Annotated in this window: 12 protein-coding genes and 1 pseudogene; 12 read left to right on the top strand and 1 reads right to left on the bottom strand. The window is 68.1% G+C overall.

Translation table 11 applies throughout. The features are described from left to right. Positions 1–223: 223 nt before the first annotated feature. Positions 224–805, bottom strand: coding sequence for an ester cyclase (locus tag LG3211_RS18550; protein ID WP_057944122.1), 582 nt, complete (start codon positions 803–805; stop codon positions 224–226). Positions 806–1282: 477 nt separating this feature from the next. Here LG3211_RS18550 and mraZ point away from each other — a divergent pair, with 477 nt between their 5' ends. The 12 genes and pseudogenes from mraZ to LG3211_RS18490 all read left to right on the top strand — a co-directional run. Continuing rightward, entirely contained in the window at positions 1283–1729 is a 447-nt protein-coding gene (gene mraZ / locus LG3211_RS18545) for a division/cell wall cluster transcriptional repressor MraZ (protein WP_057944121.1), read from the top strand. An 11-nt stretch (positions 1730–1740) separates the two neighbouring features. Further along, positions 1741–2784 carry a 16S rRNA (cytosine(1402)-N(4))-methyltransferase RsmH gene (gene rsmH, locus LG3211_RS18540; protein ID WP_148649008.1) on the top strand — a complete coding sequence of 348 codons (1044 nt, stop codon included), beginning with the start codon at positions 1741–1743 and terminating at the stop codon, positions 2782–2784. Further along, a complete protein-coding gene (ftsL, locus tag LG3211_RS18535; protein WP_031371593.1) occupies positions 2781–3044 on the top strand; it encodes a cell division protein FtsL in 264 nt (87 codons plus the stop codon). Before rsmH ends, ftsL begins: the two co-directional genes overlap by 4 nt. Next, entirely contained in the window at positions 3041–5053 is a 2013-nt protein-coding gene (locus LG3211_RS18530; protein WP_083512653.1) for a peptidoglycan D,D-transpeptidase FtsI family protein, read from the top strand. Before ftsL ends, LG3211_RS18530 begins: the two co-directional genes overlap by 4 nt. An 8-nt stretch (positions 5054–5061) precedes the next feature. Further along, positions 5062–6573 carry a UDP-N-acetylmuramoyl-L-alanyl-D-glutamate--2,6-diaminopimelate ligase gene (locus tag LG3211_RS18525; protein ID WP_083512923.1) on the top strand — a complete coding sequence of 504 codons (1512 nt, stop codon included), beginning with the start codon at positions 5062–5064 and terminating at the stop codon, positions 6571–6573. Beyond that, positions 6570–7964 (top strand): UDP-N-acetylmuramoyl-tripeptide--D-alanyl-D-alanine ligase, encoded by a 1395-nt coding sequence (locus LG3211_RS18520; RefSeq protein WP_057944118.1) that lies wholly within the window; start codon positions 6570–6572, stop codon positions 7962–7964. The genes LG3211_RS18525 and LG3211_RS18520 overlap by 4 nt, the downstream gene beginning before the upstream one ends. Continuing rightward, positions 7954–9042, top strand: coding sequence for a phospho-N-acetylmuramoyl-pentapeptide-transferase (gene mraY, locus LG3211_RS18515; protein WP_057944117.1), 1089 nt, complete (start codon positions 7954–7956; stop codon positions 9040–9042). The genes LG3211_RS18520 and mraY overlap by 11 nt, the downstream gene beginning before the upstream one ends. Beyond that, complete coding sequence (ftsW, locus tag LG3211_RS18510; RefSeq protein WP_057944116.1) at positions 9042–10355, top strand: putative lipid II flippase FtsW; 1314 nt, start codon at positions 9042–9044, stop codon at positions 10353–10355. Before mraY ends, ftsW begins: the two co-directional genes overlap by 1 nt. Continuing rightward, on the top strand, positions 10352–11443 hold the full coding sequence (gene murG / locus LG3211_RS18505; protein WP_057944115.1) for an undecaprenyldiphospho-muramoylpentapeptide beta-N-acetylglucosaminyltransferase: 1092 nt from the start codon (positions 10352–10354) through the stop codon (positions 11441–11443). Before ftsW ends, murG begins: the two co-directional genes overlap by 4 nt. Before the next feature lie 175 nt (positions 11444–11618). Continuing rightward, positions 11619–13064: a UDP-N-acetylmuramate--L-alanine ligase gene (gene murC / locus LG3211_RS18500; RefSeq protein WP_057944114.1), complete on the top strand. Its 1446-nt coding sequence runs from the start codon at positions 11619–11621 to the stop codon at positions 13062–13064. Then, positions 13061–14038: a D-alanine--D-alanine ligase gene (locus LG3211_RS18495; protein ID WP_057944113.1), complete on the top strand. Its 978-nt coding sequence runs from the start codon at positions 13061–13063 to the stop codon at positions 14036–14038. The genes murC and LG3211_RS18495 overlap by 4 nt, the downstream gene beginning before the upstream one ends. Further along, positions 14035–14715: pseudogene (locus LG3211_RS18490) on the top strand (cell division protein FtsQ/DivIB); the annotation flags it as partial. The gene LG3211_RS18495 and the pseudogene LG3211_RS18490, both read left to right, overlap by 4 nt. Between the last annotated feature and the right edge of the window lie 52 nt (positions 14716–14767).

Genomic DNA, 14767 nt, shown 5'->3' with positions numbered 1-14767 from the left:
GCGAGCCATCGGCTCGCGCGTCCGCGAACGCCCAAACGCTACGCGTTTGGGCTGGGGTGGGTTGGGTGAGGGCGCGCGAGGCTCATGCGTCTGCGTAAGCCGCGGCGGCTGGCCCTCATCCGGCCCCCCGCCTTTGCGGGGGCAGGCTCTTCGGGCCACCTTCCCCCGCTCGCGGGAGAAGGGCTCGGTCGGCGTTGTTGGCTCGATCCGGCGTTATGCGCCGTTACTGCGCCGCGCCGATCTGCTTCATGAAAGCCTGGTTGTCCCAGAACAGCCACTCTTCGACCATTACCCCTTTTTCCCACCGGCCGATCGTGGCCATGTCCAGCTTGAAGCGCTTCTGGGTCGGGGCCAGGGTCTTGCCGTCGCCCAGCGCCATCGGCTGGCTGAAGGTGCCCTCCATCACTCCGGTTACCGCGGTCAGGTTGCCCTGGGCGATCTTGATCGGGTGGACCTTGATCTTGGTGTCGGGGGCGAAGGCGAACAGCGGCTTGAGTTCGGCGATGTGCGCGTCCAGGCCGGTGGTGATGCGGCCGTCGGGGTAGTGCACGAGGATGTTCTGCGCGTGGCTCTTATGGAAATCGTTCCACTGCTGGTTGCTGTAGTGGACGAAATCGAGCTCGTCGAAGGTCTGCAGGTTGCGGTCCTGCTGGGCCTGTTCGGCCTGCATCCGCTTGAGGATGGTCGCGTCGGCGGCCGCGGCGGTCAGGGGCGCGCGGTCGGGCGCGGCGCGGCTGCAGCCGGCTGCGAACAAGGCGGCCAGGGACAGGGCCAGCAGGCCGGCGCGCAGGGGCGGGGTGGGCATGGGGCGGAACTCCGGGAAACGGTGCCGGCCACGCTAGGCCCTGCTGCGTGAACCCGATGTCGGATGGCGCGGCCGCCGCATTGTGTCGATGTCGATAGCTGCCAGCGATCACGCCGGCAAATCCGATCTTCTGCGCCGATCTTCGCCTTTTGCTGCGCAGCAACATGGCCGCGGCAGGTCCACGCAACTGTGACGGAGTTCGCTCAAGGGTCACTTTGTGACGTTCAGAGTCTCAAAACATGAGACGAAACAAAGGGTAGTGGATAAGTCTTGAATAAGACTCTGAAGTTCGCTGCAAGCCATTGATGCGCCTAGCGAAATTTGGCCAGGAAAGTTGTTGACAACCCTGTGGGCCCTGCTAATGTGGACATCCGAGGGAAAACCTGGGTTTTAGTGGTTTTCGGAGGCCAATCGCCCAGCCGGGCGAAAGAACTGAGGTGACCCGTCCGGTAGAGACGGGAGCCGCAAAGGTGCGCAATGTTCCAAGGCGAAACCGCCATCACGATCGACGACAAGGGCCGGCTGGCGGTGCCCACCGCTTACCGTGACCTCGTCGCGCGCGAGTGCGACAACCGCCTGGTCATCACCTACAACCCCTTCGAGTCGGGCTCTCTCTATCTGTATCCGCTGTCGATCTGGGAACGCGTTCGCGACCAGGTCAACAAGCTGCCCAAGGTCAAGCAGGTCAATCGCAACATGCAGCTCAAGCTGGTCGGCGCGGCCGCGTTCGTCGAACTCGACGGCAACGGCCGCATCACCGTCCCGGCCAGCCACCGCGCCGCGGTCGGCATCGAGAAGAAGGCCGTATTGCTGGGCATGGGCGACAAATTCGAACTTTGGAGCGAGCAGGCGCACCACGCGCAGATCCGTCAGACCATCACCGACGACGATCTGAGCGACGAACTGCTCGACTTGCAGCTATGACGGGCGGTGGCATGGAACGCACGCACGCGCGATCCGGCCACCTTCCCGTGATGTACCGGCAGGTGCTTGAAGGCCTGCGGGTGCACGGGAACGGAGCCTATCTGGACGGCACGTTCGGACGCGGCGGGCATGCCCGCGGCGTGCTTTCGCAATTGCAGGCCGGAGGCCGGCTACTGGTGATGGACAAGGACCCCGAAGCGATCGCCGTGGCCGAAAGCGAGTTCGGCGCCGATCCGCGCGTGTCCATCTATCGCGGCAGCTTCGCCGACCTGGCCCAGTGGGACGCGACCGCGGCCGGTCTGGACGGCGTGCTGCTCGACCTGGGCGTGTCCTCGCCGCAGCTGGACGTGGCCGCGCGCGGTTTCAGTTTCGGCAAGGACGGCCCGCTGGACATGCGCATGGACCCGGACAACGGGCTGAGCGCGGCGGAATGGTTGGCCAAGGCGGGCGAGAAGGAGATCGCGGACGTGTTGTGGACGTATGGCGAGGAACGGCAGAGCCGCAAGATCGCGCGCACCATCGTGGCGCGTCGCGACGGGCAGCCGTTGACCCGCACCGCCCAGCTCGCCGACCTGATCGCCTCGGTCATGCCGCGCGGCGACCAGAAGATCCACCCGGCCACGCGCAGCTTCCAGGCCATCCGCATCTTCATCAACCGCGAGCTGGCCGATCTGGAACTCGGCCTGGACGCGGCGCTGGCGCGGCTCAAGCCCGGCGGCCGGCTGGCGGTGATCAGCTTCCATTCGCTGGAAGACCGCATCGTCAAGCAGTTCATCCTGCGTCACTCCAAGGCGCCGCCGGCCAACCGCCGAATGCCGGTGGAGATCGACTTCACCCCGACCCTGCTCGCCATCGGCGGCGCGCAGAAGGCCGAGTGGGAGGAAACCGCCGACAACCCGCGCGCGCGCAGCGCGGTGTTGCGGGTGGCCGAGAAGCTGGGATTCGGGAGTCGGGATTCGGGATTCGCTGAAGCCCAGGTCGATTCCGGCGCGCTCGACCCAATCCCCAATCCCCAATCCCCAATCCCGGCGACTCCGGCAGGAGGCGCCAAGTGATGCGCCTGCTGCTGGCCCTGCTGATCGTCGCCAATGTGGTGTCCGCGTTGTTGGTGGTGTTTGCGCGCCACGAGCATCGCCAGCTGTTCGTGCAGCTCAACAAGCTGCAGCGCGAGCGCGACGAGCTCAATATCGAATTCGGCCGGCTGCAGCTGGAGCAGGCCACCTGGGCGGAAAGCAACCGCATCGACCAGGTCGCGCGCGAGCGCATCGGGATGAAATTTCCCGAAGGCGCCGAAACCGTGGTGATCCGGCCATGAGCGCGCGCAAGAACAACAAGCGCCCCGGCCGCAGCGGTCCGCTCGACCGCGTGTTGGGCGAGCGCGGCAATCGCGGCGGCGGCCTGGACCGGCTGGTCGAAAACCTCGGCGAAGGTTTCTCGCGCCTGCGCGAGGAGCGCGCGCGCGCGGCCGGCAACAAGCCGCGCAACCGCAACGCCCAGTTCAATCTGCGCAACCGCCTGATCCTGGTCGGCGGCGCGCTGGGGCTGTGCTCGCTGGCGCTGCTGGGCCGCGCGCTGGATCTGCAGGTGATCAGCAACGATTTCTATCGCCAGCAGGGCGACGCGCGTTCGCTGCGCGAGATTCCGATTCCGACCTCGCGCGGCATGATCACCGACCGCAACGGCGAGCCGCTGGCGGTGTCCACGCCGGTGGAATCGATCTGGGGCAACCCGAAGGAACTGGCCAAGAGCCCCGAGCGCCTGCCGGAGCTGGCCAAGGCCCTGGGCGTGGCGCCGGACGAACTGACCCGCAAGCTGTCGCAGCGTTCGGGCAAGGAATTCATGTACCTCAAGCGCCGGATCAATCCGGACGAGGCGCGCAAGATCCTGGCGCACAAGATTCCCGGAGTGTTCTCGCAGCGCGAGTTCCGCCGCTTCTACCCGCAGGGCGAAGCGATGGCGCACGTGCTGGGCTTCACCAACATCGACGACCGCGGCCAGGAAGGTCTGGAGCTGGCGTTCGACCACGAGCTGCGCGGCAAGCCCGGCACCAAGCGGGTGATCCGCGACGGCGCCGGCCGCATCGTGGAGAACGTCGATCTGGTGCAGTCGGCCGAGCCGGGCAAGGACATTACCCTGACCCTGGATCGGCGCATCCAGTACCTGACCTATCGCGAACTGCGCCGCGCCCTGATCGACACCGGCGCCAGCAGCGCCTCGGCCGTGGTCCTGGACATCGAGACCGGCGAAGTGCTGGCGATGGCCAATCTGCCGACCTACAACCCGAACCTGCTCGGTGCCGGCAATCGCGACACCCATCGCAACCGCGCGATCACCGACGTGGTCGAGCCGGGTTCGACGATGAAGCCGATCACCGTCGCCGCCGCGCTCAACGCCGGCACCGTCAAGCCGACCACCCTGGTGAACACTTCGCCGGGCTGGATGCCCAACGGCCGCTACCGCATCACCGACACGCACAACAACGGCGTGTTGACCGTCACCGGCGTGATCACCAAGAGCTCGAACATCGGCGCGGCCAAACTGGCGCTGCCGTTGCCGAACGACTACTTCTATAAGTTCATCCGCAACTTCGGTTACGGCAGCAAGCCGGGCAGCGGCTTCCCGGGAGAATCCTCGGGCCTGCTCGCGCCGCCGCAGCGCTGGAGCGGCACGACCAAGGCGACCATGGCCTACGGCTACGGCCTGTCGGCCACGCCGCTGCAGATCGCGATCGCCTACGCGGCGATGGCCAACGGCGGCAAGATGATCCAGCCGACCTTCGTCAAGGGCCAGCCCAACGAAGCGCACCAGGTGCTCGACCCGGTCGTGGCCGGCGAAATCATGCGCATGATGCAGACCGTGACCGAGCCGGGCGGCACCGCCAAGCAGGCCGCGATCCTGGGCTATCACGTCGCCGGCAAGACCGGCACCACGCGCAAGTTCAGCGCCACCGGCGGTTATTCGAGGAAGTACGTGTCGCTGTTCGCCGGCGTCGTGCCGGTGGAGAAGCCGCGCTTTTCGATGGTGGTGGTGGTCAGCGAGCCCGATCCGACCAAGCGCGGTTACTACGGCGGTTCGGTGTCCGGCCCGGTATTCCGCAACGTCATGGACGGCGCGCTGCGCCTGATGGACGTGGCGCCGGACGATATCGAAACCTGGCTGGCGGTGCAGGCCGCGGCCGAGGCCAAGCGGCTCAAGCAGAGTGGCGGCAAGCCGACCGGCCCGGTGGTTCCGGCCGCGGCGACGGCGACCCATGCGGTCGCTTCGCCGCCGCCCATCGCCGCCAGCAGCGTCGCGCAGGCCGCGGCCCATGGAGGCGCTCGATGAGCCGCCTCATGGCCCTGGCCGAACTGTTGCCCGACATCGCCGGCATCCCCGGCGATCTGCGCATCACGGGTCTGGTGATGGACAGCCGCGCGGTGCGTCCGGGCAATGCCTTCGTGGCGATCGCCGGCTTCGGCGCGCACGGGCTCAAGTTCGTCGAACAGGCGCGCGCGCAGGGCGCGGTCGCGATCCTGTTCGAGCCGCCCGCGCCCGAGGACATTCCCGCGCCGGACGATGCGATCGCGGTGCCCGGGCTGCGTTCGCGCCTGGGCGCGATGGGCGACCAGTTCCATGGCCGCGCCACCGAAGCGATGACCGTGGTCGGCGTGACCGGCACCAACGGCAAGACCTCGACCGTGCAGTTGATCGCGCAGGCCTGGGCCTTGAGCGGCATCCGCTGCGGTACCGTCGGCACGCTCGGCGCCGGTTTGTACGGCGAGATCGTCCCGACCGGTTTCACCACGCCGCTGGTGCTGCAGCTGCACGAGTTGCTGGCCGACATGCACGAGGCCGGCGCGCAGGCGGTGGCGATGGAAGTCAGCTCGCACGCGCTCGACCAGGGACGCGTGGCCGGCGTGCATTTCGACGTCGGCGTGTTCACCAATCTCACCCGCGATCATCTCGACTACCACGGCGACATGGCCAGCTACGGCGCGGCCAAGGCGCGCTTGTTCGCGTGGTCGGAACTGAAGGCGGCGGCGATCAACCTGGACGACGAGTTCGGCCGCGAACTGATCGCGCAGCTGCCCAAGAGCGTGCGCGCGATCGGCCTGAGCTCGCGCGGCCGCGACGGCGCCACGATGCGCGCGCAGGCGTTGAGCTTCGACGGCCGCGGCATCGGTTTCGATCTGGTCGTCGCCGGCAAATCGCATCCGGTCGCCTCCAAGCTGCTCGGCCGCTTCAACGTCGACAATCTGCTGGCGGTGGCCGGCGCGCTGTACGCGCTGGACCAAGCGCCGGCGCAGATCGCGCAGACCCTGTCGCAGCTCGAACCCATTCACGGCCGCATGAACCGCCTCGGCGGCGACGGTGTGCTGCCGCTGGTGGTGATCGACTACGCGCACACGCCCGATGCGCTGGAGCAGGCCCTGGCCTCGCTGCGCGCGCACGCCAACGCGCGCCTGATCTGCGTGTTCGGCTGCGGCGGCGAGCGCGACCGCGGCAAGCGCCCGCAGATGGCGGCGATCGCCGAACACGACGCCGATCTGGCGATCGTCACCGACGACAACCCGCGCGGCGAAGACGGCGACGCCATCGTCGCGGACATTCTCGAAGGCTTCCGCGATCCGCAGCGCGCGGTCGTGCTGCGCGATCGCCGCGCCGCGATCGAGTACGCGATCGGTGAGGCCGGCCCCGACGACATCGTGCTGGTGGCCGGCAAGGGCCACGAGCCTTATCAGGAAATCCACGGCGTGCGCCATCCGTTCGACGACACCTTGATCGCACAGGCCGCGCTGGAAAGCCGTGAGCCGCGCAAGGGCGCGCATGTGCCACCGGCCCTGGGCGGGGAGGAGCGGCCATGAGGCGTTTGCTGCTGTCGGAAATCGCGCGCATGACCGGCGGCCGCCTGCACGGCGAAGACGCCGCGATCGACGTGGTCGCCACCGACACCCGCGCGTTGCCGGCGAGCGGCGCGGCCTTGTTCGTCGCGCTCAAGGGCGAGCGTTTCGACGGCCACGACCATGTCGCCAAGCTGGCCGGCACCGCCGTGGCCGGCGCGCTGGTTTCGCGCGAGATCGATGCGCCGATCGCGCAGGTGATCGTCGCCGACACCGAGCGCGCGCTGGCCGATCTGGCCACCACCGTGCAGTCCACCCGCGACACCCGCGTGGTCGCGATCACCGGCAGCAACGGCAAGACCAGCGTCAAGGCGCTGACCACGGCGATCCTGGAACAGGCCGCGCCGGGCCGCACTTATTCGACGCCGGGCAACCGCAACAACGAAATCGGCCTGCCGCTGGCGGTGCTGGACGCGCCGGAAGACGCGCAGTTCGCCATCTATGAAATGGGCGCGGGCAAGCCCGGCGACATCGATTACCTGGTGCGCATCGCGCGCCCGCAGGTGGCGCTGGTCAACAACGTCGCGCCGGCGCATCTGGAACGCATGGGCAGCCTGCTCGGCATCGCCGATACCAAGGCGGCGATCTACGACGCGCTGCCGTCGTATGGCGTGGCGGCGATCAATGCCGACGATGCGTTCGCGCCGTATTTCGAGAATCGCGCTTCGGGCCGCACGATCATCCGCTACGGGATCGATGCCAGCGCGGAGGTTACAGCTCGGGATGTTCGCGTCGGGCCTGAGGGTTCTACGTTCGCGCTTGTAACCCCGCTGGGCGAGGCCAAGATTGCGCTGAAGGCGATTGGCCGCCATAACGTGCGCAACGCACTCGCCGCGACCGCGCTGGCCCTGGGCGCGGGCATGTCGCTGGACATCATCGCCGCCGGCCTCGACGCCGCGCAGCCGGTCGACGGCCGCCTGATCACCCATCGCCTGGACAACGGCGCGGTGCTGATCGACGACAGCTACAACGCCAACCCGGGCTCGACCGCAGCCGCCATCGACACCCTGGCCGAGATGGCCGGCGAGAACTGGCTGGTGCTCGGCGCGATGCGCGAGATCGGCAATGAAGAAGTCGCCATGCACGCCGAGATCGGCCGCCGCGCCAAGGCCGCCGGCTTGCGCCGTCTGTTCGCGCTGGGCGAGCTGCCGAGCGCCGCCGCGCAGGCCTTCGGCGAAGGCGCGCAAGTGTTCGACAGCCACGACTCGCTGGCGCGCGCGCTCGACGCCGAGCTGCGCGAGGGCGTGCGCGTGTTGGTGAAAGGTTCGCACAGCAGTGCGATGGACAAGATCGTGACGGCGTTGCTGTCCGCGCACACACCCGCAACGGGGAAGGGGACGACGCATGTTGCTTGAACTCACTCGCTGGCTTGAACAACTGCAGAGCCTGTTCGGTCTGTTCGGCTATCTGACCTTCCGCGGCATTCTCAGCGCGTTGACCGCGCTCGCCCTGTCGCTGTGGTGGGGCCCGGCGGTGATCCGCAAGCTCGCCCAGTACAAGGGCGGCCAGCCGATCCGCCAGGACGGCCCGCAGAGCCACTTCTCCAAGGCCGGCACGCCGACCATGGGCGGCGCGCTGATCCTGATGACGGTGCTGGCCTCGGTGCTGCTGTGGGGCGACCTGCGCAACAGGTACGTGTGGCTGGTGCTGGCGGTGATGCTGTGCTTCGGCGCGATCGGCTGGTACGACGACTGGATCAAGATCGTGCGCCGCGATCCCAACGGCCTGAAGTCGCGCTGGAAGTATCTGCTGCAGTCGATCTTCGGCCTGGCCGCCGGCGCCTTCCTGTACTTCACCGCCGATCCGGCGGTGGTCGCCAGCACCACCTTCTATGTTCCGCTGATCAAGGCGGTGGCGATTCCGCTCGGCGCCGGCCTGATCGTGGTCGCGTATTTCTGGATCGTCGGCTTCTCCAACGCGGTCAACCTCACCGACGGCCTGGACGGGCTGGCGATCATGCCGACCGTGCTGGTGGCCTGCGCGCTGGGCGTGTTCGCCTACGCTTCGGGCCATGCCGAGTTCTCCAAGTACCTGCAGATTCCGCAGGTGCCCGGCGCCGGCGAGCTGGTGATCATCTGCGCGGCGATCGCCGGCGCGGGCCTCGGATTTTTGTGGTTCAACACCTATCCGGCCATGGTGTTCATGGGCGACATCGGCGCGCTGGCGCTGGGCGCGGTGCTCGGCACCATCGCCATCATCGTGCGCCAGGAACTGGTGCTGGTGATCATGGGCGGCGTGTTCGTGATCGAAACCCTGTCGGTGATGATCCAGGTCGCTTCGTTCAAGCTCACCGGCAAGCGCGTGTTCCGCATGGCGCCGATCCATCACCACTTCGAACTCAAGGGCTGGCCCGAGCCGCGCGTGATCGTGCGCTTCTGGATCATCTCGGTGGTGCTGGTCCTGGTCGGTCTGGCCACGCTCAAGGTCCGCTGATGGAAAATTCCGCACGCCAGGCAACCCGGCTCGACGCCATCCACGGTCGCTACGACCCGTGGCTGCTTTTCGTGTCCGCGGCGCTGGCCTGCGTCGGCGTGGTGATGGTCGGTTCGGCTTCGCTCGGCGTCGCCGCGACCCATGCGGTGGACCCGTTCTACTTCCTCACCCGCCATCTGATCTTCCTCGGCATCGGCCTGGGCCTGGCGTTCTGGCTGATGCGCACCGAGCTCAAGACCATCGAGCAGCACAACCAGTGGCTGCTGCTGGTGTGCGTGGTGCTGTTGCTGGCGGTGTTCGTGCCGGTGATCGGCAAGCAGGTCAACGGCGCCAAGCGCTGGATCAACCTGGGGCCGGCCAGCTTCCAGGCGGTCGAGGCGGTCAAGCTGATGTACATCGTCTGGCTGGCCAGCTACCTCAAGCGTTTCAGCGAAGACATTTCCGCGACCTGGGGCGCGATGCTCAAGCCGATCGGCGTGGCCATCGTGCTGGTCGGCCTGTTGCTGATGCAGCCCGACTTCGGCTCGTCCTCGCTGCTGCTGGCGATCACCGCCGGCATGCTGGTGCTGGGCGGCGTCAACATGCCGCGCATGTTCGGCCCGGTGCTGATCGGTCTGCCGGTGCTGGCGGTGATCGCCATCGCCGAGCCCTACCGCGTGGTGCGCCTGACCTCGTTCCTCAATCCCTGGGTCGATCCGTTCGGCACCGGTTATCAGCTGACCAATGCGCTGATGGCGGTCGGCCGCGGCGAATGGACCGGCGTCGGCCTGGGCGCGTCGGTGCAGAAGCTGTCGTACCTGCCCGAGGCGCATACCGACTTCATCATGGCGGTGATCGCGGAAGAGTTCGGTTTCGTCGGCGTGTGCGCCGTGGTCGGCCTGTACATGCTGCTGTCCGGGCGCGCGCTGTGGATCGGATTGAAGTGCGTGGAAATGCGCCGCCACTTCTCCGGCTACGTCGCCTTCGGCATCGCGCTGTGGATGGGGCTGCAGAGCTTCGTCTCGATCGGCGTGAACCTGGGCCTGCTGCCGACCAAGGGCCTGACCCTGCCGATGATTTCCTACGGCGGCTCCAGCGTGGTGATGAGCTGCGCGGCGCTGGCGGTGCTGCTGCGCGTGTCCTACGAACTGGACCGCGCCCAGCGCCAGGTCGCGCGCCTGCGCGGCGAAGCGACCCAGCCCGCGGCCGGCGCGCCGGCCACGGCGAATCCGATTCCGTCCGCCGCCGCCAACAGCGCGCGCGGCAGCGACGCCGCGCGCGGCACCAGCCGCCTGCGCGAGCGCGTCGAGCCGACGCTCGGGAGGTCCGCATGAGCGAGCTTCGTTCGAGCGAGCGCCCGGTGATGATCCTGGCCGGCGGCACGGGTGGACACATCTTCCCGGGACTGGCGGTGGCCAAGGCTTTGCGCGGCCGCAACGTCCCGGTGTGCTGGCTGGGCGCCGACGGCGGCATGGAAACCCGTCTGGTGCCGCAGCACGGCATCGATATCGACACCCTCGCCATCAGCGGCGTGCGCGGCAAGGGACTGGCGACGCTGTTGCGCGCGCCGTTCCGGCTGGCGGCGTCGGTGCGCGCGGCGCAGCGCGTGCTGCGCCAGCGCCAGCCGCGGGCGGTGATCAGTTTCGGCGGTTACGCCGCCGGCCCCGGCGGCATCGCCGCGCGGCTGGCCGGTCTGCCGTTGATCGTGCACGAACAAAATCGCGCTCCAGGCCTCACCAACCGCGTGCTGTCGCGTTTCGCGCGGCGCGTGCTGACCGGGTTCCCGGACACCTTCGCCAATGTCAGCGAAGAAGTCGTCGGCAATCCGGTGCGCGCGGAAATCGCCGAGATCGCGCCGCCGGCGCAGCGTTTCGCCGATCGCAGCGGCCCGCTGCGCCTGCTGGTGCTCGGCGGCAGCCAGGGCGCGCGCGCGCTCAACAGCGCAGTGCCCGAAGCCATCGCCGGTTTGCGCGGGCGAGTGCCGTGCGAAGTGCGTCATCAATGCGGCGAGAAGTTGCTGGCCGATGCGCAGCAAGCCTATGCCAAGGCCGGAATCATCGCTTCGTTGGAACCTTTCATCGCCGACATGTCGGCCGCTTACGCCTGGGCCGATCTGGTGGTCTGCCGCGCCGGCGCGCTGACCCTGGCCGAGCTGTGCGCGGCCGGCGTCGGCAGCGTGCTGGTGCCGTTCCCGCAGGCGGTGGACGACCACCAGACCAAGAACGCGCGCTTCCTGGTCGACCGCGGCGCGGCCCAGTTGCTGCCGCAGGCCGGCGAAGACCTGGGCGCGCGCCTGTCGGCGACGATCGAAATCCTGGCCGAGCGCGGCGTGCTGCTGCAGATGGCGCAAGCGGCGCGAAGCATCGCCAAACCCGACGCGGCCGATCGCGTCGCGGAGATTGTGCTGGAGGTGGCGCGATGAGGGCCGGGATTCGGGATTGGGGATTCGGGATTCGCAACGGCGAGTTCGGCCAACGCCCGGCCGATTCGCTGGTTGCTCCCGTGTCCTTATCGAAATCTCGGAAGTTCGCAATGCCGCAGTCGCTTTTTGTTTTTTCCAATCCCCAATCCCTAATCCCGAATCACGGACGTCAAGCATGAGCACCGCACTCCGCCGCCGCCTGCAGCACACCGGCGATCTGGCCAAGGCGTTTCCGCGCGTGCATTTCGTCGGCATCGGCGGCACCGGCATGAGCGGCATCGCCGAAGTCATGTGCACGCTGGGCTATCAGGTGTCCGGCTCGGACATGGCCGACAACGCCGTGACCCGCCGCCTGGCCTCGATGGGCGTCACCGTGCACCGCGGCCATTCCGCCGCCAACGTGCTCGGCGCCGATTGCGTGGTCGTGTCCAGCGCGATCAAGCGCGACAACCCGGAATTGATGGAAGCGCGCTCGCAGCGCATTCCGGTGGTGCCGCGCGCGGAAATGCTGGCCGAGCTGATGCGCTTCCGCCGCGGCATCGCAGTGGCCGGCACCCACGGCAAGACCACCACCACCTCGCTGACCGCCAGCGTGCTGGCCGAGGGCGGCATCGACCCGACCTTCGTGATCGGCGGCAAGCTGCTCGCCGCCGGCGCCAACGCCGGCCTGGGCGGCGGCCAGTGGCTGGTCGCCGAGGCCGACGAAAGCGACGGCAGCTTCCTGCGCCTGAATCCGCAGATCGCCATCGTCACCAACATCGACGCCGATCACCTGGAAAACTACGGCGGCGATTTCGCCAAGGTCCAGGCCGCGTTCGAGGAATTCCTGCATCGCCTGCCGTTCTACGGCCTGGCCGTGCTGTGCATCGACGACGCCAACGTCGCCAAGCTCGCCGCCGAAACGCCGCGTCACGTGATGACCTACGGCTTCGACGAAACCGCCGACGTGCGCGCCGAAGACGTCAGCCAGAACGGCGGCGCGATGCGCTTCACCCTGTGCCTGCCCGACGCGACCCGCACCGCGGTGACGCTGGCGCTGCCGGGCCGGCACAACGTGCTCAACGCGTTGGCCGCCGCGTCGGTGGCGTGGCAGTTGGGCGTGCAGCCCGACGCGATCGCGCGCGCGCTGGAGAAATTCGCCGGCATCGGCCGTCGCTTCAACCTGCTCGCCCAGATCAAGACCGACAAGGGCGCGACGGTGCAATTGGTGGACGACTACGGCCATCACCCGAAAGAGCTCGAAGCGGTGTTCGCCGCCGCGCGCGGCGGCTGGCCGGACAAGCGTCTGGTGGTGGCGTTCCAGCCGCATCGTTACAGCCGCACCCGCGATCTGTTCGACGACTTCGCCGCGGTGTTGTCGTCGGTGGACGCGCTGGTGCTGACCGAGGTCTATCCGGCCGGCGAAGCGCCGATCGCCGGTGCCGACGCCAAGTCGCTGGCGCGCGCGATCCGTGCGCGCGGCCGCATCGACCCGGTGGTGGTCAACACCGCCGCCGATCTGGCCGGCGTGCTGCCGGACGTATTGAACGACGGCGACCTGCTGTTGCTGATGGGCGCCGGCGATATCGGCGCGGCCGCGCAGCAGTTGTCGAGCAACGGTTTCCAAGGAGAATCCAAGTGAGTTCGCAGTTCGCTCCGCTTCGCGTCACCGATCCGGCGGTATTCGGCCGCGTCGCCGTGCTGATGGGCGGCACCAGTTCCGAGCGCGAGGTGTCGCTGGATTCCGGCCGCGGCGTGCTCGAAGCGCTGCGCTCGCGCGGCGTGGACGCGTTTGCGGTCGATGGCATTCCGGCCCTGATCGACGCCATCCGCGCCGGCAGCGTGGATCGCGTCTTCAACATCCTGCACGGCAACAAGGGCGGCGGCGAAGACGGCGTGCTGCAGGGCGTGCTCGAAGCGCTCGGCGTGCCTTACACCGGTTCGGACGTGCTCGGCTCGGCGCTGGCGATGGACAAGATCCGCACCAAGCAGGTGTGGATCGGCGCCGGCCTGCCGACCCCGAAGTACAAGCGCATCGCCAAGGGCGACGACGTGCACGCGGCGGCGCAAGAGATCGGCCTGCCGGTGATCATCAAGCCGTCCAGCGAAGGCTCCAGCGTCGGCGTGTCGCGCGTGCTCAAGGACGCCGACATCGACGACGCCGTCGCGCTGGCCGCGCGCTATCCCGGCGAGATGCTGATGGAGCAGATGGTGATCGGCGAGGAGCTCACCGTGGCCGTGCTGATCAACGGCGAGGGCTACACCGCACTGCCGTCGATCCGCATCGTGCCCAAGGGCGAGTGGTACGACTATCACGCCAAGTACATCGCCGATGACACCCAATACCTGTGTCCGGGTCTGGAAGGCGAGATCGAAAACGAAATCCGCCGCCTGGCGATGGAGGCCTTCGTCGCCGCCGGCTGCAAGGGATGGGGCCGCGTGGACTTCATGCGCGACCGCACCAGCGGCCAGCTGTACCTGATCGAGGTCAACACCGCGCCGGGCATGACCAGCCATTCGCTGGTGCCCAAGGCCGCGCGTCAGCTCGGCATCGAGTACGACGAGCTGTGCTGGCGCGTGCTCGAAGCGACCGTGCAAGGAGGTGCGGTGGCGTGAACGCCCTGCTGCGACTTGTCGGATGGGTGCTGGCGCTGGCCTTGGTCGCGCTGCCGGTCGTGGCCGTGCTCAACGGCTGGATCGGCGCGAACCAGTGGCCGCTCAAGCGCCTGCGCGTGACCGGCGAGTTCGAGCGGGTCGACGCGGCGGCGCTGCGCAAGACCTTGCTGCCGTACGCGCAGCGCGGTTTCTTCGCGGTCGACCTGCCGCGCGCGCAGGACGCGGTGGCGAAGCTGCCGTGGGTCGAGCATGCCGAAGTGCGCAAGCGCTGGCCCGATGTGCTGGAAGTCAGCGTGATCGAGCACAAGCCGTTCGCGCGCTGGGGCAAGGATCAGCTGTTGTCCGAGCAGGGCCGTTTGTTCCCGGTCAGCAACATCCAGGTGCCGGCCAACCTGCCGCAGTTCGGCGGTCCCGACACGCGCGTGGCCGATGTGGTCGCGCTGTACAACGAGTCGCGCGAGTTGTTCGCGCCGATCGGCCTGGACGTGAAGCAGATCGAAGTCGATCAGCGCGGCAGCTGGACCCTGGGTCTGGCCAACGGCGCGCAGATCGTGGTCGGTCGCAGTCAGGCGCGGGCGCGGTTGAGTCGCTTCGTCAAGTTGTTGCCGCAGTTGATGGCGCAGCGGGTGCAGGTGCTGGCGCGCGCGGATCTTCGTTACACCAATGGTTTTTCGCTGTCGTGGGCGCCGGTACAGGCGCCGGCGGCGGCACCGAAGCAGCAGCAAGGAC

Origin of the sequence: Lysobacter gummosus (assembly GCF_001442805.1) — a bacterium.
GTDB classification, from domain to species: domain Bacteria; phylum Pseudomonadota; class Gammaproteobacteria; order Xanthomonadales; family Xanthomonadaceae; genus Lysobacter; species Lysobacter gummosus.
Note: the sequence above shows the minus strand (reverse complement) of the source record. Positions and strands in the feature narration are given on the sequence as shown.

Bases quoted from the DNA above. Each gene is read 5' to 3' on its own strand.
- LG3211_RS18520 (WP_057944118.1), top strand. From the start codon at position 6,570: ATGAGGCGTTTGCTGCTGTCGGAAATCGCGCGCATGACCGGCGGCCGC.
- murG (WP_057944115.1), top strand. From the start codon at position 10,352: ATGAGCGAGCTTCGTTCGAGCGAGCGCCCGGTGATGATCCTGGCCGGC.
- mraY (WP_057944117.1), top strand. From the start codon at position 7,954: ATGTTGCTTGAACTCACTCGCTGGCTTGAACAACTGCAGAGCCTGTTC.
- LG3211_RS18525 (WP_083512923.1), top strand. From the start codon at position 5,062: ATGGCCCTGGCCGAACTGTTGCCCGACATCGCCGGCATCCCCGGCGAT.
- LG3211_RS18550 (WP_057944122.1), bottom strand. From the start codon at position 805: ATGCCCACCCCGCCCCTGCGCGCCGGCCTGCTGGCCCTGTCCCTGGCC.
- LG3211_RS18530 (WP_083512653.1), top strand. From the start codon at position 3,041: ATGAGCGCGCGCAAGAACAACAAGCGCCCCGGCCGCAGCGGTCCGCTC.
- ftsW (WP_057944116.1), top strand. From the start codon at position 9,042: ATGGAAAATTCCGCACGCCAGGCAACCCGGCTCGACGCCATCCACGGT.
- mraZ (WP_057944121.1), top strand. From the start codon at position 1,283: ATGTTCCAAGGCGAAACCGCCATCACGATCGACGACAAGGGCCGGCTG.
- murC (WP_057944114.1), top strand. From the start codon at position 11,619: ATGAGCACCGCACTCCGCCGCCGCCTGCAGCACACCGGCGATCTGGCC.
- rsmH (WP_148649008.1), top strand. From the start codon at position 1,741: ATGGAACGCACGCACGCGCGATCCGGCCACCTTCCCGTGATGTACCGG.